Origin of the sequence: Chitinophaga sp. Cy-1792 (genome assembly GCF_011752935.1) — a bacterium.
GTDB lineage: Bacteria > Bacteroidota > Bacteroidia > Chitinophagales > Chitinophagaceae > Chitinophaga.
The window spans coordinates 1,576,169-1,596,940 of record NZ_VWWO01000001.1; the positions used below are offsets into that span (position 1 = coordinate 1,576,169).

Below are 20,772 nucleotides of genomic sequence, written 5' to 3' on the forward strand. Positions count from 1 at the left end.
GAAATAAGAAATTGTTATCTTCTTTTCATTTATTGCCCTTTATACCTCCCTGGCGCGGCTACTGGTCACGCCATAATCGGCTTATATATTGCCGCTTTCACACGCAGGGTGGGAAATGCAACCGTTGCGGCCTCAGGCCGCAACGGTTGCGCTCCCGCCCTGCGTTTCCAGCGCCGAAGGCGCTGGAAACGCAGACTCAATCCGCTAAAATCAAAAAAGCCGTCTCTACAACGTAGAGACGGCTTTTAATATTGGTAGTCAGTGCCTTACACCAACATAGTAACCGGATTTTCCAGGTAACCTTTCAGCGTCGCCAGGAAACGGGCACCTACAGCACCATCCACACTTCTGTGGTCGCAGCTGAGGGTCAGTTTCATAATATTGGCAATCTTAACCTGACCTTTCTCAACAATCGCAGTTTCTTTGATATTACCTACCGCCAGGATTGCTGAATCCGGAGGATTGATAATAGCAGTGAACTCGTCGATACCCAGCATACCCAGGTTAGAGATAGTGAAAGTATTACCAGTGAAGTCCTGTGGCTGGAGCTTCTTGTTTTTAGCTTTGTCGTACAGGCCTTTGGCTTCACCCGCAATCTGGCTCAGGGATTTCTGATCAGCAAAACGGATAACCGGAACGATCAGGCCATCTTCGATAGCTACCGCAGAACCGATATGTACGTGGTGGTTATGACGGATGAAATCACCCATCCAGCTTGCATTTACATCTGGGTGCTGTTTCAGCGCCAGTGCAGAAGCTTTGATCACCATATCATTGAAGGAGATCTTAACCGGAGAAATTTCGTTGATAGATTTACGTGCTTCCATTGCTTTATCCATGATCACATCAATCTTCAGATAGAAGTGTGGAGCAGTAAATTTGCTTTCGCTCAGGCGTTTTGCAATCACTTTACGCATCTGTGTCAGCGGCGTATCAGTGAAGCCTTCCTGACCGGCAGGAACGAATGCAGGAGCAGCCGGACCAGCAGCAGGAGCGGTTGTAGCAACAGGTGCAGCAGATGGTTTGTAGTTATCCACATCCGCTTTGATTACACGACCACCATCACCGGAACCTGGCACCTGGCTGATATCGATACCTTTGTCGGCAGCGATTTTCTTAGCCAGCGGAGATGCTTTTACACGACCATCAGCACTGGTAGATGCCACCGCATTTGCAGCAGGAGCACTAGCCGGAGCAGCGGTTGGAGCAGCCGCAGGAGCAGCTTCAGCAGCCGGAGCAGGAGCAGCGCCACCTTTCTCAGCAGCCAGAATCGCATCTACATTGGTACCTGGTTTACCCACGATAGCAATGATACCATTCACTTTTGCAGCAGTACCAGCAGGTACGCCTATATATAATAAAGTACCATCAGCATAACCGATTACTTCCATAGTCGCCTTATCGGTCTCTACTTCAGCCAGTACATCATCACTCTTTACAGTATCGCCAACATTCTTATTCCATGCAACGATTTTACCTTCTGTCATGGTATCGCTCAGCAACGGCATACGAATAACAGTAGCATTCTTCAGCGCTTCCTTCACTGCAGCGTCATCAGCGGCAGATACAGCAGGAGCGGCGGTTGGTGCAGGTGCCGGAGCAGCAGCTTCTTTCGCAGGAGCAGCAGTTCCATTATTACCTCCATCCAGGAATGCCTTATAATCTTCGCCTGGTTTACCTACAATGGCAATGATTTCATTAACCTTAGCTGCTTTCCCTTTCTCAACACCAATGTATAATATGGTTCCTTCTACATAACCCATTACTTCCATCGTTGCTTTGTCCGTTTCCACTTCAGCAATAACATCGTCTGCTTTTACGGTATCGCCCACCTTTTTATGCCATTCCGCAATCACCCCTTCAGTCATTGTATCACTCAAAAGGGGCATTCTGATAACTTCTGCCATAGTGTTTATTCAAAATTTTGTTCAAACCTACGCGTTTTTGCTCAAAAACGCAAAGAAGGAATTTTAAACTGTTCAAAAAATATCTAAAGAAAATAAATACAATCTAGTCTGGACTTAAAAATCCAATTCCATCCCCAACCGGTCTCTCAGCTCCTTCACCAACGGATATTTTTCAGACATCTGCTGAAACTGCTCCCTGCTCGATAACGGAGCCGGACCAATATCCTGTGTTTGCTGACTCTCGTCCAGCTGAAGCGTCAGAATGATCATCGGATTATTGAATTTTTCCTTGAAAAATTCAGAAATAACGAGCTTTTCTTCCTCCATAAACCTGAACTGCACAATGTTCCTGCTCACAATACCGATCTCATCCGCATTCAGCATCTTTAACACTGCCAGCGCGAGATTACTCACCACCGTCATCTTGTTGGCCTGCCTGTAACGGTCGATAAACTCTTCCCAGAATTCAGTAATAGCTCCCATAGAAAGTGGTGTGGCTGCCTGTACAGGACTATGCTGTGCCTTGGCCGCCATAGCCTCTTTCATAGCTGCCAGCCCGGTTAGCTTGGTGGCGGTGGCCGCCGCCGCTGGTCGGGCAACTGTACTGGTGCTATTTTCATTAACTGTACTGCTTGCTGTAGCTGTCGGCACCGGTTGAGTAGCTGGTTGTGGCGCAGGTGCCTGCGCTTGTGGTGCCGCAGGTGGTTGCTGCACAGGTATAGGTGCCGGTGCTGGCTGAACCGGTATCACCGGTTGCGGAGCCGTCGCCTGCTCCGCCTGAATACTGGCTGTCGTAGCCGGTTTCTCTGTTACTGTCTTTATGCTGACAGGTTGCGCCATCGGTGCACGCAGCTTCTGCGGCGCACTGCCATCAGGTACTAATTTTTTTTTTGCTACCTCGCCGGTTTGCTCTTCACTTACTAAAGTCACAGCCTGCTGCAGGAAGCAAAGCTTGATCAACGCCATCTCTACATGCAGTCGCTTGTTACGCGCCAGCCTGTAATGGATCTCTGTTTCGTTTAAGAGGTTTAAGGCGGTAATCAGGTAGGCAGGACTAATCTTCCCTGCGAGTTGCTTATAGCGCTCTTTCAGGTTACCAGATACTTCTACCAGGTGAACGGCCTTCTCTTCCTTACTGAGCAACAGGTTTCTTAAAAACTCTGCCCATCCGCCCAGGAAATTATCTCCCTCAAATCCTTTCTGTAAAACTTCATCAAATAATAATAAGGCAGATGCGACATCCTGCTGCAACACATAATCCATTACCTTGAAGAAGTAATCGTAATCCAGGATATTCAGGTGCTCCAGCGTGTTCTGATAGGTAAGATGTCCGCTGGTAAAGCTGACAATCTTGTCCAACGTACTGAGAGAGTCACGCATACAGCCATCCGTTTTCTGGGCCACCAGGTGCAACGCATCCTGGTCCGCCTGGATATGCTCCTTATTACAGATGTCCTGCAGATGGTCCACCGTATCCTGAATCGTAATGCGCTTGAAATCGAAGATCTGGCATCGGCTGAGAATAGTAGGAAGGATCTTGTGCTTCTCGGTAGTGGCCAATATAAATATGGCATAAGATGGCGGCTCCTCCAGTGTCTTCAGAAATGCATTGAATGCAGAAGAACTGAGCATGTGGACCTCATCTATTATATATATCTTGTATTTTCCCGCCTGTGGCGCAAATCTCACCTGTTCCACCAGCGTACGGATGTCGTCTACTGAGTTGTTAGACGCGGCATCCAGCTCATGGATGTTGAAAGAACTACCTTCATTAAAGGATTTACAGGAATGACACTCATTACATGCCTCCCCATCTGGCTGAAGGTTCTCACAGTTGATAGTCTTGGCCAGGATACGGGCACACGTGGTTTTACCTACTCCCCTTGGCCCACAAAACAAAAAGGCATGCGCTAACTGATGGTTGCGGATGGCATTCTTTAATGTGGTGGTGATATGTGATTGTCCAACAACTGTTGAAAAATTCTGTGGACGGTACTTACGGGCTGAAACGATAAAATTCTCCATATACTGCTACGCTTTCGCGAGCGTCGAAAATACGAAGAACATTCCGAGATTCGCTTTTTTACTCGCTCTGTTATTAAAAATATTTGATATCTAGCTAGATTATATATTTTATATTATTATAATTAGTTGGTGGTATGCAGATGATCCAGCTCGATTAATAATTCCAGGTATTCTTTTTTCAACAGGATAATACGGTTGTTAAGATACTCCATCAACCCGTTGCTGATATCGTGTAACGCTTTAATACCGGCATAATCAGGGATGCCATGACGGATAAACTGACAGTCATGCTGCCGGAAATATTCAATACTTTCTTCAATTTGTCCAGGCAGATTATTTCGTATAGCCGGCGCCGTGATAAGGTGCAGTAATAACTTCCTGAAAGAAATGGCCGTTTCTGTCAGCATATCAAAGGAAGGCACCGCCTCCTCCATAGTCTGGTGGTTGGAATTAAAGATCAGGCCGATCCCGTGAATGATGCGTATCACCAGGTCACTGAGCAGACTGGCATCACGCTGGTAATCCAGTATTTCCTGGTAACGGCCTACCAGGTTATCTGCTGTTTGCTGCCCGGATGCCAATGCAACGGTATAGTGGTAGCGACAAGCCAGCAGGTCATTACCTGTCAGCCATTGCCTTTCTTCTACGGCTGCCCTGCTTAATTTCCGGGCCAGCCTTTCGGCCTTGTTTGCCCTGTACCGTTTCCCGTCAAACTCAAAATGCCTGGTCTGCAACTGTTGTACAGCGATGGCATGCAGGGTTTCTGAATCCTGTAAATCGCGGTAGCAGGTACGCATACGCATCACCACATCCGGATGGTACAACGTTTCCAGGGTAATCTGCTTTAGTTCTTCCGCACTCAGGGGCTGCAGAAACCTGAAGTCTGCCTGCGCGAAAGACCTGTTATCGTAATAACTGTTGAAAACTTTGGGAAACTCATAAGTACGTTGCCGCTGTTCCAGGTCATCTACAAACTGCTGCGGGCAAATCCATGAACAGTCGTTACTCTCCATGGAGAGCACACTGTAAACCTGTCCGGTCATGGCTTCCTGCATGACTGCCGGCTGATTAAACAGCTGCCAGGCACTGGTATTGAGCTGTTCCCTATCTACATTGGCCTGTAAAAACATACTGATCCTGGATTCCAGCGAAGGTTGCAGGCTCCATTCATCCCGCAGCTGTACCCGGCTTTTCAGGTATGCTTTGGTAAATGGACCGGTAACAACCGGTAAACCTTCCGCATCCACCCGGCCATAGCTTTGCAGCGTGTAGTAACGGATCAGGTTCCGCTGTACTTCATACAGGTTCTGAAAACGTAATTTATGTTCAGATAACTCCGGTAGCTTATGCATACAGTGCTCCATACAATAACTGCCGATATCCGCCCGGCGGATCGCACTGATGGCTGCACGGGTCCCTGCCATATGCAAGGCAATCTCATCTGCCTGTATGGCAATATCACGACTGATATCCTGGTAATGTTTATTGATGACCCGGTGCATTTGTCGCAACAGGTACTGCATACCATTTAATATCAGCAGGGTAATATGAATGAAGAAACCGCTGATGGAACCACTGTGCCGGTGACGGGCCAGCTCATTCCAGTCATCGTTTTCATATAGCATATCATGCAGCATCTTATTCAAACCATATACATATCTGCTGAGGGAAGAATTTTCCCGGGAAAAATGCCCGAACTCATGTGCCAGCAGCATCTTAAACTCGCTGATGTTGACACTATTGACCAACCCCAACCCAATCTCAAGATTGCGGCGGATAGGCCAGAAAAGATTGAAGAAACTGGCATTGTAAAATAAGGAGGCCCGAACATCGGGCACCACAAATATCTTCCGCGGAAAACTGATCCGGGTGTCAGCAACTAACTGCTGCAAAAAGGCAAACAACCGGGGATGATTGTCTGCATTGATCTGCGTGCGATACGGATTGACTGGCTGGTGCCTGTGAAACAGGAAACGCCCCAGAAAGTATAAAAGACTGCTGCCAAGTACAATCAAGGCTATTCCGGGAATAACAGCATACAGTACATCATAATACCGGATCAGCGTCAGGCCTCCCGCAATACAGCCCAGGGCAAGCGCTCCGGCAATGGAAATCAATACCACATACAGCAAAAAAAATAATATGATAAAGCCAAAGACCTTCATTTTTTGTTGTCTGTTTGGAATGGTGGTGGCAATAACCGCATGGTCACTATCAAAACTGCGGTCCAGGTTTAAGTTGGTCATAACTAATCCTCACGTTAAATACGATTGTTACTGAAATCGGGATTTAACTAAAGACACAATTCAAGGCCTAAATGTTGAAAAATGAGCCATCGGATATAAATATGGTTTTATGAAATCCCTTGATAGATAAAGGTTTGGGAAGATAAATTATTGAATATATTTTTAATATATATGTTAATTCTGGTGTATGTTTTGATATAAATTAGCAAGGGACAGCGCCACCGGTGCTGTCCCTTGCTAATTTATATAGTCTAAATGTCTTCCTTAGTTCAAAATCGGATGCTTGTGGAACTCGGCATTTCTGTCGAACAAATACCGATAGGTAGCAAGATGTCTGGTAGGTTTGGCTCCCAGCCCTTCTGCCACATTAATCATTCTCGGATTGAAATCACCTACCCACTGCATTTCATAATCGACATAAGGGGAGCTTTTCTGGATAACGTTGGCGCCTTCAACAATCAGGTAGGCGTCTGCGCCCAAACCCTGAAACTCCGGAACGATACCAAACAGGATACCCACAAATTTCTTGCAGTCGCCCCTCATCTTCAGCCACAGGAACTTTAATTTCTGTAACAGGCCGAATTTGCCATTCATATGTTTTACATACTGGTTCAGGTCCGGTAGGTTCAGCCAGCAACCAATAGGTTCGTCTTTATAATAAATGAACCAGGCGATTTTTTCATCCAGCAAAGGTTTCATCTGCTTAAACAGCGCGTATGCCTGCGCTTCCGTCATATCTTTTCCGCCGGCATGTTTCGCCCAGGCACGGTTGTAGATAGAGCAGAATTCAGCCGCAAAGCGTTTTAACTCACTTTTTTTAATATGTTCTGAACGGTAGTTCGGGTCTTTTGCAATGGCAGCATGACGTGTGAAAAACTTGTCTTTCAGCTGATCATTTACCTTCATACCATAGCAGATCTGATTGAAAAACACTTGAAAACCATAGTTTTCCATCAGTTGCTTATAATAAGGTGGATTAAAGCTCATACCGTACAACGGTTCGTGATATCCTTCTGTGAGCAGGCCCCACCAGTTATTACGTTCGCCGAAGTTGATAGGGCCGTCCATGGCACCCATTCCCCGCTCGAGCAGCCACTGTTTGGCCGTGTCAAACAGCAGGTTGGCGGCCGCCTGATCATTGATACAGTCAAAGAAGCCCACACCGCCTACTTTGCAGGTGTCTCCCTTACTCCTGTACTTTTTGTTTACAAAGGCAGCGATTCTGCCGATCAATTTCCCCTTGTCATCCTTTAAAATCCAACGGATACATTCTCCGTGCCTGAACGCCTTATTAATTTCCGGATTAAATACCTGGTTGATATCCTTGTCAAATGGACGAATCCATCCTGGGATGTCTTTATTTAATTGTATATGTACATCCAGAAACTGCTTCGCCTTTTGTTCGTTGTCTACGATAATCAATTCCATAGGGACTATTTGTATAAAAATAATAAAAATGCTTCCTTCATGATAACCGCCGGCTACTGGCATCATTTTTTCAATAAAAAATGGTTATGACCAAAACTTACATTATTCCGTCATTTTTTTTACTGCTCACGATTGTTATGGGGCTGGGTTATTGCCAGCAACAGCAACATCTTCGTAAAATCCTTGCCGAGAATGAACGTCTTCATAACGAAAACCGCGATCTGCGCAGCAGTTTGCAGCAATCCGGTACGGTAGCCAGACAAATTTCAGATCGCAAAGATATGCAGCAGCAGCAAAACGCCCAATTTACAGATCGACGGGCATATTTTCGCCGGAACTGGAACCAGTTCATCACCGTTTCCCTGAACGACTACCGAACCGGGTTCCTGGGCGGTATCCGCGATCTGAGCATTATCGTAAGAAACCAGACAGACTACCCCCTGGAAAATGTCGTGGTTTCGCTCCAATACCTCCGGAATAATAATGAAGTCTTTAAAACCGAACAATATTCCATTAAAAGCATACCCGCCCAGGGACAACAGTCCATTGCTGCCTCCAATAGCCGCAAAGGCAGTAAAGCGGTTGTGAAACTCCTGAGCATTACCAGCCAGGCCATGAATTTCTGCTGGGCTGTGGATAAACCAGTTTCCCCAGGTGATCCTGATCCCAATGCTTGTGCCGTTTCAACCGGTATGCGCCAGAATCAGTAACTTCCCGCTATGATAGCATTACACCAAAGCAAAACGGCCACGGATGAAATACGTAACCTGTATGAATCCGCTTTTCCGCTGGAAGAGAGAAGACCATGGCCAGATCAGTTAAAACTACTGGCTGCTGATAAAATCCGGCTGCTTACCCTCGAAAAGGACGGGAAATTTGCCGGATTTGTATTTTACTGGCAATTGCCGGCATTTGCTTTCATCGAATATTTTGCTATTTCACCGGAATCAAGGGGAGGTGGTGCCGGCACCACCGTCATGACATTGCTGGAAAAAGAACTGAAAAGCATTGTGCTGGAAGTGGAACCTCCCAATACAGAACAGGCCATCCGCAGAATCAATTTCTATGAACGCCTGCACTATAAAACATTTCCCGAATACTACGAACAACCACCTTATTACCCGGGATATCCTTTTCTGCAGCTGAAGCTGATGTACCTCGGTACTCCACCAGATCTGGATTTCATCACAATAAAAAAAGCACTATACGCCACTGTATATAATCTATAAAAAAATAACGTCTGCCATCGCAGACGTTATTTTTTTGCCCTATAAAAGGCGGGTATATAATCTAATCTAAACTAAATACTTACTGGTCTCTTTTTGGCCTTTCGCCACCATTATTTTGTTGCTGAGGCTGTGGTTGCTGTCGCTGCTGCTGTTGTTGTTGCTGCTGCATCACCCGCTGAGCCCTTTGCTGTTGTTGCTGTTGCTGCTGTTGTTGTCTTTGTTGCTGCTGCTGTTGCTGTTGGATACGCTGTTGTTGCTGTTGTTGTTGCTGTTGTTGAATTCTTTGCTGTTGTTGCTGTTGCTGTTGTTGCTGCTGTATCCTTTGTTGTTGCTGCTGTTGCTGTTGAATTCTCTGTTGTTGCTGTTGTTGCTGTTGCTGCTGCACTTGTTGATCACGCTGAATCCTTTGCTGCTGTTGTTGTTGCTGTTGCTGACGCTGTTGGTCCTGTTGCTGTTGCTGGATTCTTTGTTGCTGCTGCTGCTGTTGCTGCTGCTGGATCTGCTGATCACGTTGTATCCTTTGCTGATTCTGCTGATTCTGTTGTTGTTGCTGCTGTTGAATCTGTTGCTGTTGCTGCTGTTGTCTGATCCTGTCGCCCTGGCTATTGTTGATCTGATTATTATCAATTCTGGACGGACGATTGTTATTATTACCCGGCACTATAGTATTGTTGTTACTATTGTTTCCGGGAACTATTCTACCGCCGCCGGTATTGTTGTTGTTACCAGGATTGTTGTTGTTATTGTTGCCTGGATTTACCCTGCCACCATTGTTGTTATTAGCATTGTTGTTAATGGTGTTACGGTTGGCATTGAACCGGCTATTATCATTACGCTGAACAGCTGCACCATCCGGACGGTATATCCTTAACTGGTTACCGTTAAGCTGGTTCTGTCCCGGTCTGTCTGTGTTGGTAATCCTGACAGGCCTTGTGTTTGCAGGCGCCGCAGGACCACGGTTAATCCGATTGTTATTGTAAACAGTAGTATTGTTGATAATAGTAGTATTGTTGATGATAGTCGTATTCCGGCTATTATTGATGTAGTAATTATTGATACGTGAATTGCCTAAATACTGTCTGTTTACGAATGTCCATCTGTTGGCAGGATAACTATATCCGGAAGGTCCCATTGGTGCCCAGCCGTAATAGTCGCCACCAGAACGCCAGTCAACCCATGCAGGTGCCCAGTCATAACCAGGTATCCACATCCATCCATAGAACTGATCATACATCCAGCGACCATAGTGGAATGGCGCCCAACCCCAGGAATAATCTGATACCCAGGTATAACCATAATCTGTATAAACCCAGTGTCCGGCGGAAGCATATGGCTGGAAGTCAGGACCCGCATTCGGTATCCATACCTCGTTGTAACCACCGTAGGTTGTCCAGCGACCATAAGGACTTAATGCATCATAAAAAGATACGGAACCACCAACCTGTACCTGAGATCCATAGCCACTGGCGTAATCACCTGAAGCGTAATAACTACCAGCACAACTTGTCAGGAACATGGTTATTGCCGCAAATGGGATGAGTGTTTTTTTAACCATTGTGTTCATACTCCTGTATTTTAACGATTGGTTCCTGTGTTTTTAGACTTTCCGGGGAGCGGTTCACTTGGTTAACCTTTTCACATTTATAAGGATGTTACGCCAATGGTAAGGTCTAAAAGGCAGTATAATCAATCTGCTTGAAAAATGATTTTTGTTAAGACTTTGCTAAAGAGAAAATAGGCATTTAGCATCGTTCAAAGCTACTATTACAAAATTGATTCCAACTTTTTTTTGCTATGCTAACATTTTGTAATACAGTTATTTATGTTGGATGATGATTACATATTCTTGTTTTTATTTTTATTAAGATAAAAATCGCTTTATAGATAATTTGGCAAAACTGTAATATTGCTGCATGGGTGACATTTTCAGTATTCAGCATATACTTTTTACAGTACTTGATTATCAGGTTAGTTTCATTGAATTCTTCGGTACATTAACAGGATTACTCTGTGTTTGGTTGGCAGCAAGAGACCATATTCTTACCTGGCCGGTAGGACTCGTAAACGTGAGCTGCTTCTTCATTTTATTCTGGCAACTGCAGCTATATGCAGACATGTTTCTACAAATTTATTTCTTCGCGACAGGTGTTTACGGCTGGATATTCTGGTATACTAAAAAGCCGGAAAATGAACCGGTATATGCATTGAGCGTCAGGGCAAGGTACTGGTTGTCTGCATTGGTAGTAGCAGCAACGGCAACCGCTGGTTTTATTATCAGTAACCTGCATAACTGGTTTCCTTCCGTATTTGAAAAGCCCGCTGCATGGCCTTATACCGACTCGCTGGTAGCAGTGCTAAGCGTTATTGCCAATATTCTCCTCGCAAAACGTATCTGGGAAAACTGGGTGCTCTGGGTTACGGTAGATGTGATCGCCACTGTTATCTATTTTCAGAAAAATGTTCGCTTCCTCGGTATGGAATATCTCATTTTATTCATCATAGCATTGATGGGATTGATTAAGTGGGTGAAGACCTATAAGCAACAATTAAATTAAATTAAATCCATTCATCTCTAGACTTACTACCTATGTTTAACATTTCCCGCAAAACTGCGAGACGCGCTATTATTGTCTTTACCGGCGTCTTTCTGGCTATGTTCTGCCTGCGACTCATCTACGGTTACAAATTCAGGTCTGCAGCTGTTTTTAATGCTGAAAACCCAGCTGTGTCATTTGATTTCGGTGGAAGAAGTAATTATGCTTCTGAAAAAATAGCTGTAAAGGAAATGAAAGTGACTCCCATTGATCCGGCAGTAGCTGCTGTTGACATAAATCCGAGTCAGAAGTATGAAAAAGTAGCTACCCTGCTGACTAAATCAAATCACTACGATCGGGATGAAGCATCACTCTATCAGTTGATTGATTCCTCCGGATCAATCATCCAGTACGAAAATAAAACCGGCAATAAAGGCAATCAGCACCTGGAATTACTGGTAGGTGTGAATCCGGAAAAATTTGATTCTTTCTATCTCGCTGCACAGCGTATAGGCGTTGTCGTTGAAAGAGACGTGACAAAAACAGATAAAACCAATGAATACCAGAAGCTGAATGCACAGCGGGTTTCCCTGGAGAAAACCCTGTCTTCATTAAATGAATTGAAAAATAAAACAGGTAAAATAGACGAATACCTTTCCCTGCACGATAAGATTTACCAGACGGAAACACAGCTGCAGAATCTGGGAGTAGAACTGGGTAACTTCGATTCGGTCCACGAATTCTGTACAGTGAAAATTTATATGTTCGAAATAGTTGAAAAGCCTGTCCTGACTGTTGGTATATGGACCCGCATCATCAGGGCGCTGGAATGGACCATTAAATACTACGCCTGCCTGCTGTTTGGTGCTGCATTTTCATTGGGTTGCCTGTTATTTGTCCTCAAGATCTGGGATTTTTTTGCTAATCAGTCGACTAAAAAGTCTGAATAAAGAATAATGCTTTATAAAAAAACGGCGCCCGATGGACGCCGTTTTTTTATTATATTTTATATTCTCCGACTTTATTTCCGCTATCGTCCAGCATGGTCAGCTGTAATTGCTTCTGGTCTGCTTTCACCTGTATCAGTGTGCGTTTGCCGTCTTTAGGGCCACCACCGATGATCAGCGGATAATTATGCTTGCCTTGTTCCGGCGGATGTACGCCATACACGTGTGTATGACCACAGATCAGCATATCGATTTTATATTTATTAAACAATTCCCCGAACTGCTCGCGGCAATGCACAGTGCCATGCCATTCTCCGCCATGGTAGTGTGGTATATGCATGATAACCACCTTATATTTTGCTTTTTTACAGGCAGATGATTGCAGTTGTTTTTCCAGCCATGCAGCTTGCTGTTCCCGGTAATGGTCAAAATCTACGATGCCGGCATATACGGGGTGGGTATCTTCCTTGTCTTCGCCGGTATCCAGTACAATGGCGTGCACGGGTCCCCAGGTAAAGGAGAAGAAATTATCTCTGCCAGGATTTTCGAAATACTGATGCCATTCACGTGCGTATTTCCCGCGGGTTTCGTGGTTGCCACGAACGTACATAAAGGGTGTTTGCGTGGAGAAGCTGTCGCCGCAGGGTGTCAGCATATGATCGATGATCTGTTTTTCATCTGCCTGATAATCAAATACATCTCCGTTAAAAAATACGAAGTTGTAAGGATTATTGCCGTTAAGTCCCATCAGGTGTGGGATGGACTCCGGCCGGTCGTGGATATCATTGATCATGAGCCAGGACACTTCCTTTACCTGCGGGTCTGGCGCTGTGAAGGTAAAGGTGTCGCTGGAAATGGTTTCGCCGTAAGTCAGTTTATAAGGCTGAAAGTCGGTGATTTCTTTAGAAAATACCTTATAGCTGTACTTTTTTCCTGGCTGAAGGTCGGTGAGTGGGATTTTATGCAGGGTGTTGTTGGCAGCTACGAGGCCGTGGCTGATGGTATGGGCCTTTTGAGGCGGTTGTCCTTCCTGGTTGTATTCCACCCAGCTGTAGCAGGGTTTTGCGGTGAGCCATACGACAGAAATGGTATTGGGGGCCGGGTACTGGAGGTATGGTTTGCAAAGGAATTTGTGGGAAGGTTCCTGAGGTTCCTGGGGGGCAGCCTTCGCTATGGCTGGTGCCAGGCTGACCATACTGAAGAGGCCGGCTTTGGAAATGTTACCGAGGAAAGCGCGGCGGGATTGTTCACTGTTTTTTTTCATGTTAGTATAATAGTTAATACAAATAGGTAGAATATCCCAAAATAAGCAAGGTTTTGAAGGGGAGAAGGAAATTTTATATAGATGGCGGGAATGTCGGAAGAGAAATTTTCTTAGATTATTATGATTTATATTTTTTCATAATATTATAGATATGGACGGGGATTTAGGGGATAGCGGGCTTATATAAAAACAAAAAGGGCTTAAAAACGGGTGTGAAAGCGATATTTTTCCGTTCTGGTGTTTTGATTTATATGCTTTTACTCTTACCTTTGCGGCAAATTTTGGAAACTTTTGCCAACAGCTTAAGTTTTTGAGGAAATAACTTTTAGTATTTTATAAACCTCTTTAAAAATATGCCTAACACAGGTAAGATCAAACAAATTATCGGTCCCGTGGTGGACGTGCACTTTGAAGACAAATTGCCCGAAATCTACAACGCATTGGAAATCACCCGCGAAAATGGTCAGAAAGTAGTATTGGAAGTACAACAGCACCTGGGTGAAGACAGCGTTCGTTGCGTGGCAATGGACTCCACTGACGGTATGGTTCGTGGTATGGCCGTTGTGGATAAGGGCGCGCCAATTAAAATGCCAATTGGCGACCAGGTGAAAGGACGTTTGTTCAATGTGGTAGGTGAGGCAATTGATGGTCTGGGTCAACTGGATACAAGCGCTGGTTACTCTATCCACCGTCAGCCTCCTAAATTCGAAGATCTGGCAACTGAAACAGAAGTACTGTTCACAGGTATCAAAGTAATCGATCTGATCGAGCCATACGCAAAAGGTGGTAAAATCGGTTTGTTCGGTGGTGCCGGTGTGGGTAAAACTGTATTGATCCAGGAGCTGATCAACAACATTGCGAAAGCACACGAAGGTTTGTCCGTATTTGCTGGTGTGGGTGAGCGTACACGTGAAGGTAATGACCTGATGCGTGAGATGATCGAAGCTAACATCGTGCGTTATGGTGATAAATTTAAAGAATCCATGGAGCACGGTGACTGGGATGTTACCGCTGTGGATAAAGAACTGTTGAAAAACTCCCAGGCTACATTCGTGTTTGGTCAGATGAACGAGCCTCCAGGTGCACGTGCACGTGTGGCATTATCTGGTCTGACACTGGCTGAATATTTCCGTGATGGTGATGGTTCTGCAGGTGGTGGTCGTGATATCCTGTTCTTCGTTGATAACATCTTCCGTTTCACCCAGGCTGGTTCTGAGGTATCTGCACTGTTAGGCCGTATGCCTTCAGCGGTAGGTTATCAGCCAACCCTGGCTACTGAGATGGGTCTGATGCAGGAGCGTATCACTTCAACTAAAAATGGTTCAATCACTTCCGTACAGGCGGTTTACGTTCCTGCGGATGACTTGACTGACCCTGCTCCGGCTACAACCTTCTCCCACCTGGATGCTACCACCGTATTGGATCGTAAAATTTCCGATCTTGGTATCTACCCTGCTGTGAGCCCGCTGGATTCAACTTCCCGTATCCTGACACCAACCATCGTAGGTGAAGCTCACTACAACTGTGCGCAGCGTGTGAAAATGATTCTGCAACGCTATAAAGAGCTGCAGGATATCATCGCGATCCTGGGTATGGACGAGCTGTCTGACGAGGATAAACTGACAGTATCCCGTGCACGTCGTGTACAACGTTTCCTGTCTCAGCCATTCCACGTAGCAGAACAGTTTACCGGTCTGAAAGGTGTACTCGTTCCAATCGAAGAAACTATCCGTGGTTTCAACATGATCATGGACGGTGAAGTAGATGAGTATCCTGAAGCTGCGTTCAACCTTGTTGGTAACATCGATGATGCTATCGCAAAAGGTAAGAAATTACTGGAACAGGCTAAATAATTAATATCGTCAATAATCCCCGCTCAGCGGGGATTATTCAACATATTTAACCATTTACGAACATACACATGCTATTAGAAGTATTAACACCGGAAAGAAAGTTATACACAGGTGAGGTGTACGGTGTACAACTCCCAGGTATCGACGGTTCTTTTGAAATACTGGATAAACATGCGCCCATGATCGCAGCGCTCGGAAATGGTAAGATGAAAGTGCTGAAAGATAAATCTCACACTGAATTCTTCACCATCAGCGGTGGCTTCGTAGAAGTTTTACGTAATAAAGCTACCGTGTTAGTAGAGGGTGCTACTGCTGTGGAAAAGAAATAACATCTCCAGTTATATAATTTTTTAAACGACCAGGCCGGGTAAGATTACCCGGCCTTCGTTTTGTCCTAACTATTCCAATCTTAGAAGAAACCCGCTCATTGTATGATTACCCGACGGGGTTTCCAAGCCCTGCCGTGAATGCAATACTTCACCAAAGCCCGTTTTTACACAGACATTAGCAGTCTTACATCCGCCAACAGGGATGCCTTTTTTAGGCTGTATATTATTACCTAATGAATAATGCGTTGATATTTATTTAGTTAAATTGATTTTATTGCAGGTAAAATGCTGGTCTTTCGTCGCCTGAAGGAGCCAAATCATGTTGTTTTTCATAGGTTTTGCCTTCATAGGTGTAATTCGGTTCTATATGTTCATTTACCTGAAATGGGTTACAACTCTCGCTTTCACTTTTCGTTACTTTAGCAAGATATTTAAATTGTTTTAAAAAATCATATTTAATCCTGTTCATTTTTACGGGTATTACCTACCCATTACTGTAGTATACAGATATTAGTCAGGGTAAATCAATGGGTAACAAGGATCAGTTAAGAGAAGGGTCTATCGGATAATTGGCCATAATGGCAAAATTACTGCCCATATTTTTCAAAGCCTGCTGCCAGATATGCTGCTCGCCCTTATCAAACACCAGGTCAGGCGTAGCCATAGAGGTAATCCACGACTTCTCCCGCATTTCCTCTTCCAGCTGGCCGCTGCTCCATCCGGAATATCCTATGAAGAATTTAATCTTATCGAGATTGATTTTTCCCTGGTTCAGGCTCTCTACCACATTATCAAAATGCCCGCCCCAGTATATTCCCGGCGCTATCATCATACCTCCATTGATAATGTCCGGCTGCTGATGTATGAAATGTATCGTATCCATCTGCACCGGCCCACCGGTATACACAGGTATGCCGGTAACCAATACCTCCGGTATCAGTTCGTCCAGATGCTGGTCAAACAACTTATTTATAACGAAACCGAAACTCCCTTTATCCTGATGTTCACAGAGTAATATCACTGTACGGGCAAAGTTGGGGTCCTTCAGAAAGGGATCTGCAATCAATAAAGCTCCAGGCGACAACGTATCCATAAGCAATCATTTTTATCTTTCGCTTGTATAAATTTAAGTGATTTTTCCTTCCCGGAATACTGCGGTTTTTCTGGGTGAAATCGACCGTTTTCCAGGTTTTTATGCGTAAAAAACGAATTTTTGGGAGTTTGAGCTCCACCTGAGGTGGGCTCAAACTCCCTTGAGAAGATGCCTTCGGCATCTTCTCAAGGGAAAAATATGTTTTGAGCAGATAACACAAGGGCATCTACTTGCAGATCATCTCTCCAATGCAAAAATATGATACAGGGGAAAACAGCATAACGCAGTCTCCACAAGCATCTTCCAAAAAAATAGATGGGCAAAAAAATAGCGCCACAGGCGCCAGTCAAAAAAGTAAGAAAATAAAAAAAGGAGGCTAGACAACCTCCTTACCATTTTATCAACCAAAATCTAAATCGCTTATGGAACGAATCCACGTCGATGTATGTAGAAAGTTTAAATTCTTGTGCTTTTGTCAAACTTAACTAAGCAAATTTAGTACCAGTTTGATGAAGCAAAGGTAAGGAAAGATGAAATAAAAAAATCAGCATTTCGCCGTTAAAATTACGTTAAAGTAATATTGAATTGCTACTGCAGTAGCTGCAAGCTATCCTAACAACCTAATTTTGTATCATTGTTGCTATAGCAAGCATCTATTTTAACAAAATTATGCTGCTCAAAGCCATTGATTTATTTAAATTTAGGCCTTACTCAATTTTTGCATGATACCGTTGAAGCGCATTTTTCCTGTCATAGTTGCTCTGATTACCATTTCTCTCTTTGGAATTATTTATATCCAGGTAAACTGGATAAAAAATGCCATCGTCATTAAAAATACCCAGCTCGACCAACGAGCCATCAACGTAGTAAGTGATGTCAGAGAATATTTTGTTTCTCACAGAAGCAGCAGTATACAACTGAAATTCAATAACAGTCCCAATAGTAGCCAGGATCCCCTTAACGGATTGACATTTGATATGCGCCGGCCTGTATATCAGGGCGTTGCAGATCTTTTCTCGCCACAGGATATCCAGAAGGTCATTGTAAACAGCTTACGCCAGCATCACCTGGATACGGCCCATTTCGAATTTGCGATCTCCGGACCGGCACCTATGTCGGGATTTGTGTCAATGTGGCGTATTCAAACCCGCGATTTCCAGAAGCAATTCAATCTCATTAACCAGGATTCACTGAATAAAATAAAAGATTATAAAATGGTGATCGGGCCGCTGGATGCGCAAACCACCGCCACGCCTGAACAGCTGTTTCTCATCTTACCGACACAGGATGAAATCGTAAAACAACTGACCATGATGATCATCGGTGGCGTTTGCTTTACGCTCATTATCATCGCAGCCTTTGCCCTCACCATACGTACCATGTTGAACCAGAAGAAGCTGTCGGAAATCAAATCCGACTTCATCAACAACATGACCCATGAACTGAAAACGCCGCTCGCTACTATCTCCCTGGCCATTGATGCCATCGGTAACGAAAAAGTGTTGGATAACAGGGAAAAAATCCGCTATTTCTCCGGTATCATCAAGGAAGAAAATAAGCGTATGAATAAACAGGTAGAATCCATTTTACAATCGGCCCTCCTGGAAAAAGACGAAATAGGCCTGAAACTCCAGGCCATGGATGTTCATGCGGTTATCCAGAATACGGTGGACAATCTCCAGTTACAGCTGGCCGGCAAAAATGGTGTCGTAGACCTGCAATTGGATGCCATCAATCCTGTCATAATGGCTGATGATGTGCATTTCTCCAATGTGGTCTTCAACCTGCTGGATAATGCGATTAAATATTCCAAAGACAATCTGGAAGTAAGTATCCAGACATACAACACGCGCAAAAGCCTGTTTATCGTGATCAGCGACAACGGTATTGGTATGAGCCGCGATACTATTTCACGTATCTTTGAAAAATTCTACCGCGCACATACCGGCAACGTCCATAATGTAAAAGGTTTCGGCCTTGGACTGAGCTATGTTAAAGCGATTGTAGATGCTCATCACGGTAAAATCAAAGTGGAAAGCGTGGTTGGTAAAGGAAGTAAGTTTACCCTCGAGTTTCCACAGGAATAAAAGGAATAGCGCATGATTCTGACTGAAAAGGAAACACAACACTTTAAAACGCCGATAGCTGTACCTGGCTTCGGCTTATCAATGCAGGAAAAACTGAAAATGTCCAGGGTGCTGGTGATTGGCGCCGGCGGGCTCGGAAGTCCGATTATTCAGTATCTGGGCGCCAGTGGCGTAGGCATTATCGGTATCGCGGATTATGGTACCATTAATACGGAAGATATGCACCGTCAGCCTATCTACCATATGCAGGACGTGAAGAAACATAAAGCTAAAATGGCCGCCAGCCGTATGTATGGCTTTAATCCATATGCAAGGCCTTTCCCGCTGCTGATGCAGGCAAAGCCGGAAGCAATGGGTTTCCTGCTGGATGGCTTTGATCTGATTGTAGACTGTACACAGCATTTACCTTCTCATCTGCTGATAAATGATGCCTGTATCGCCTTCAACAAACCATTTGTAGTGGGAGAAGTGCATAACTGGCTGGCCTGGTATGGCGGTTTCAATATGCCGATGTTAGATGGTAGCGTATCGGCCTCTTTCCGTTGTGCAATGGACATTACAGACGATTACCGCAACTATGATGCAGGCGCCTTAGGTGTTACCCACGGTACCACCGGCATGCATATGGTCACCGATATCATCAAATACCTGATAGAAGTACCGATGGGACTTACCAATAAAATCTATGGTATGGACTATCTCCACAATACTACAAAAGTACATGAGCTTACTGCCAACAGGGAACTGATAGAAACAGTAAGAACAAATGGTATCCTGTCCGCAGATGACTACGGACTGGAGATACAACCGGATGTGGAGGATTAATCTTCTTTCAGCTTTAAGATGCTTTTCGCTTCACCCACTTTAAGGTGGTGTTTCATGCCCAGGCGTACGGCATAATTTTCCGCCTGATGACCGATAGGGAAGTTGAAACAGACAGGGTAATCAAATTCCTGTACCATGTTGTGAATGATCTCATATTCAGACTGGCCGAATGGCGTAGTGGTTTCTCTGCCATCGGTAAAGCCGCCAACTACGAGTCCGGCCAGTTTATCCAGCCAGCCTGCGCGTTTCAGGTTGTACATCATGCGGTCTACATTGTACCGGTATTCCCCGATATCTTCCAGTAGCAGTATTTTGCCTTTTGTGTTTATCTGAGATTTGGTGCCGGAGGCATTGGCGAGCAGGGAGAGATTACCTCCAACGAGTATGCCGTCTGCACTGCCTTCGCGGTTCAGTTCATGGGCAGTGGTAGAATAGCTGTATTTCTTGCCTTTCAGAATTTGCTCCAGGCTGTGAACGTATTCATTATCAGCTGTTTGTGTGGTAATGCCACTACACATCATGGAGTGAACGGTAGGGATACCAAAACGCTGCTGTATATGTGCATGGAGGGTAGTTACATCGCTGTATCCGCAGAGCCATTTGGGGTGTTTACGGAATTTGGTAAAATCGAGTTTATCGAGGATACACACCATACCGTAGCCGCCACGTCCAAAAACAATTGCTTTGATTTCAGGGTCGTCCAGCATGTCCTGCAATTCTTCAAGGCGAAGTTCGTCAGGTGCGGAAAAATTGTGGAAACTGGTACCTACTGTGATTCCCAGGTGTACACGATACCCCCAGGAACGCATTACATCAGCCGCAAATTCAGCCGCCGCCTGGTCCATTTGGCTGCTGGAGCAGGTTACACCGATTAAATCGCCCTTTTTCAGATATGGCGGAATTTTTACCATTGTAGTTTTGTTTACCTTTGCAAGATTCGTCCCGTTATATGGCGGTACGCTTGGTCTAAGTTGAGTAATGTTATCGGCTATTCCAAAAACAGTC

General features: G+C 44.8%; 17 protein-coding genes. 8 read left to right on the forward strand and 9 right to left on the reverse strand.

All coding sequences use genetic code 11. The annotated features are described in order from the left end of the window. Positions 1-266: 266 nt before the first annotated feature. The 4 genes from F3J22_RS06485 to F3J22_RS06500 form a co-directional block, all read right to left on the reverse strand. The gene (locus F3J22_RS06485; protein ID WP_167015444.1) at positions 267-1,907 is read right to left on the reverse strand and encodes a pyruvate dehydrogenase complex dihydrolipoamide acetyltransferase; all 1,641 of its coding nucleotides are present in this window, start codon (positions 1,905-1,907) and stop codon (positions 267-269) included. Positions 1,908-2,021: 114 nt separating this feature from the next. Next, a complete protein-coding gene (locus F3J22_RS06490; protein ID WP_167015446.1) occupies positions 2,022-3,932 on the reverse strand; it encodes a DNA polymerase III subunit gamma/tau in 1,911 nt (636 codons plus the stop codon). A 122-nt stretch (positions 3,933-4,054) separates the two neighbouring features. After that, positions 4,055-6,178 (reverse strand): M48 family metallopeptidase, encoded by a 2,124-nt coding sequence (locus tag F3J22_RS06495; protein ID WP_167015448.1) that lies wholly within the window; start codon positions 6,176-6,178, stop codon positions 4,055-4,057. 264 nt (positions 6,179-6,442) lie between these two features. Beyond that, the gene (locus tag F3J22_RS06500) at positions 6,443-7,606 is read right to left on the reverse strand and encodes a hypothetical protein (protein WP_167015450.1); all 1,164 of its coding nucleotides are present in this window, start codon (positions 7,604-7,606) and stop codon (positions 6,443-6,445) included. A gap of 86 nt (positions 7,607-7,692) precedes the next feature. Here F3J22_RS06500 and F3J22_RS06505 point away from each other — a divergent pair, with 86 nt between their 5' ends. Both F3J22_RS06505 and F3J22_RS06510 read left to right on the forward strand, forming a co-directional pair. After that, positions 7,693-8,316 carry a hypothetical protein gene (locus F3J22_RS06505; protein ID WP_167015452.1) on the forward strand — a complete coding sequence of 208 codons (624 nt, stop codon included), beginning with the start codon at positions 7,693-7,695 and terminating at the stop codon, positions 8,314-8,316. A gap of 9 nt (positions 8,317-8,325) precedes the next feature. After that, on the forward strand, positions 8,326-8,835 hold the full coding sequence (locus F3J22_RS06510; protein WP_167015454.1) for a GNAT family N-acetyltransferase: 510 nt from the start codon (positions 8,326-8,328) through the stop codon (positions 8,833-8,835). A 79-nt stretch (positions 8,836-8,914) separates the two neighbouring features. Here the strand turns inward: F3J22_RS06510 and F3J22_RS06515 are convergent, their stop codons facing one another. Then, positions 8,915-10,399 (reverse strand): DUF6600 domain-containing protein, encoded by a 1,485-nt coding sequence (locus F3J22_RS06515; protein WP_167015456.1) that lies wholly within the window; start codon positions 10,397-10,399, stop codon positions 8,915-8,917. A gap of 349 nt (positions 10,400-10,748) precedes the next feature. On the opposite strand from F3J22_RS06515, the gene pnuC reads away from it, so the two are divergent. Continuing rightward, positions 10,749-11,390 carry a nicotinamide riboside transporter PnuC gene (gene pnuC / locus F3J22_RS06520; protein WP_167015458.1) on the forward strand — a complete coding sequence of 214 codons (642 nt, stop codon included), beginning with the start codon at positions 10,749-10,751 and terminating at the stop codon, positions 11,388-11,390. A 32-nt stretch (positions 11,391-11,422) separates the two neighbouring features. Beyond that, positions 11,423-12,319 (forward strand): DUF4349 domain-containing protein, encoded by an 897-nt coding sequence (locus tag F3J22_RS06525; protein ID WP_167015460.1) that lies wholly within the window; start codon positions 11,423-11,425, stop codon positions 12,317-12,319. Positions 12,320-12,368: 49 nt separating this feature from the next. Here the strand turns inward: F3J22_RS06525 and F3J22_RS06530 are convergent, their stop codons facing one another. Continuing rightward, positions 12,369-13,580, reverse strand: coding sequence for a metallophosphoesterase family protein (locus F3J22_RS06530; protein WP_167015462.1), 1,212 nt, complete (start codon positions 13,578-13,580; stop codon positions 12,369-12,371). Positions 13,581-13,933: 353 nt separating this feature from the next. Between F3J22_RS06530 and atpD the strand changes: the two genes are divergently transcribed. Together atpD and atpC are read left to right on the forward strand one after the other, a co-directional pair. Beyond that, entirely contained in the window at positions 13,934-15,433 is a 1,500-nt protein-coding gene (gene atpD, locus F3J22_RS06535; protein ID WP_167015464.1) for a F0F1 ATP synthase subunit beta, read from the forward strand. Positions 15,434-15,501: 68 nt separating this feature from the next. Next, entirely contained in the window at positions 15,502-15,762 is a 261-nt protein-coding gene (gene atpC, locus F3J22_RS06540; RefSeq protein WP_167015466.1) for an ATP synthase F1 subunit epsilon, read from the forward strand. 271 nt (positions 15,763-16,033) lie between these two features. Here the strand turns inward: atpC and F3J22_RS06545 are convergent, their stop codons facing one another. Both F3J22_RS06545 and F3J22_RS06550 read right to left on the reverse strand, forming a co-directional pair. Then, positions 16,034-16,231 carry a hypothetical protein gene (locus tag F3J22_RS06545; RefSeq protein ID WP_167015468.1) on the reverse strand — a complete coding sequence of 66 codons (198 nt, stop codon included), beginning with the start codon at positions 16,229-16,231 and terminating at the stop codon, positions 16,034-16,036. Positions 16,232-16,303: 72 nt separating this feature from the next. Next, complete coding sequence (locus F3J22_RS06550; protein WP_167015470.1) at positions 16,304-16,855, reverse strand: YqgE/AlgH family protein; 552 nt, start codon at positions 16,853-16,855, stop codon at positions 16,304-16,306. A 722-nt stretch (positions 16,856-17,577) separates the two neighbouring features. Between F3J22_RS06550 and F3J22_RS06555 the strand changes: the two genes are divergently transcribed. Further along, complete coding sequence (locus F3J22_RS06555) at positions 17,578-18,942, forward strand: sensor histidine kinase KdpD (RefSeq protein ID WP_167015472.1); 1,365 nt, start codon at positions 17,578-17,580, stop codon at positions 18,940-18,942. A 12-nt stretch (positions 18,943-18,954) separates the two neighbouring features. Next, positions 18,955-19,767, forward strand: coding sequence for a ThiF family adenylyltransferase (locus tag F3J22_RS06560; protein ID WP_167015474.1), 813 nt, complete (start codon positions 18,955-18,957; stop codon positions 19,765-19,767). Here F3J22_RS06560 and F3J22_RS06565 read toward each other — a convergent pair. Further along, positions 19,764-20,678 (reverse strand): LD-carboxypeptidase, encoded by a 915-nt coding sequence (locus tag F3J22_RS06565; protein ID WP_167015476.1) that lies wholly within the window; start codon positions 20,676-20,678, stop codon positions 19,764-19,766. The genes F3J22_RS06560 and F3J22_RS06565 overlap by 4 nt on opposite strands. Positions 20,679-20,772: the final 94 nt, after the last annotated feature.

Excerpts from the sequence above, each read along its gene's own strand:
- F3J22_RS06485 (WP_167015444.1), bottom strand. The coding sequence starts at position 1,907 with ATGGCAGAAGTTATCAGAATGCCCCTTTTGAGTGATACAATGACTGAA.
- F3J22_RS06490 (WP_167015446.1), bottom strand. The coding sequence starts at position 3,932 with ATGGAGAATTTTATCGTTTCAGCCCGTAAGTACCGTCCACAGAATTTT.
- F3J22_RS06495 (WP_167015448.1), bottom strand. The coding sequence starts at position 6,178 with ATGACCAACTTAAACCTGGACCGCAGTTTTGATAGTGACCATGCGGTT.
- F3J22_RS06500 (WP_167015450.1), bottom strand. The coding sequence starts at position 7,606 with ATGGAATTGATTATCGTAGACAACGAACAAAAGGCGAAGCAGTTTCTG.
- F3J22_RS06505 (WP_167015452.1), top strand. The coding sequence starts at position 7,693 with ATGACCAAAACTTACATTATTCCGTCATTTTTTTTACTGCTCACGATT.
- F3J22_RS06510 (WP_167015454.1), top strand. The coding sequence starts at position 8,326 with ATGATAGCATTACACCAAAGCAAAACGGCCACGGATGAAATACGTAAC.
- F3J22_RS06515 (WP_167015456.1), bottom strand. The coding sequence starts at position 10,399 with ATGAACACAATGGTTAAAAAAACACTCATCCCATTTGCGGCAATAACC.
- pnuC (WP_167015458.1), top strand. The coding sequence starts at position 10,749 with ATGGGTGACATTTTCAGTATTCAGCATATACTTTTTACAGTACTTGAT.
- F3J22_RS06525 (WP_167015460.1), top strand. The coding sequence starts at position 11,423 with ATGTTTAACATTTCCCGCAAAACTGCGAGACGCGCTATTATTGTCTTT.
- F3J22_RS06530 (WP_167015462.1), bottom strand. The coding sequence starts at position 13,580 with ATGAAAAAAAACAGTGAACAATCCCGCCGCGCTTTCCTCGGTAACATT.
- atpD (WP_167015464.1), top strand. The coding sequence starts at position 13,934 with ATGCCTAACACAGGTAAGATCAAACAAATTATCGGTCCCGTGGTGGAC.
- atpC (WP_167015466.1), top strand. The coding sequence starts at position 15,502 with ATGCTATTAGAAGTATTAACACCGGAAAGAAAGTTATACACAGGTGAG.
- F3J22_RS06545 (WP_167015468.1), bottom strand. The coding sequence starts at position 16,231 with ATGAACAGGATTAAATATGATTTTTTAAAACAATTTAAATATCTTGCT.
- F3J22_RS06550 (WP_167015470.1), bottom strand. The coding sequence starts at position 16,855 with ATGGATACGTTGTCGCCTGGAGCTTTATTGATTGCAGATCCCTTTCTG.
- F3J22_RS06555 (WP_167015472.1), top strand. The coding sequence starts at position 17,578 with ATGATACCGTTGAAGCGCATTTTTCCTGTCATAGTTGCTCTGATTACC.
- F3J22_RS06560 (WP_167015474.1), top strand. The coding sequence starts at position 18,955 with ATGATTCTGACTGAAAAGGAAACACAACACTTTAAAACGCCGATAGCT.
- F3J22_RS06565 (WP_167015476.1), bottom strand. The coding sequence starts at position 20,678 with ATGGTAAAAATTCCGCCATATCTGAAAAAGGGCGATTTAATCGGTGTA.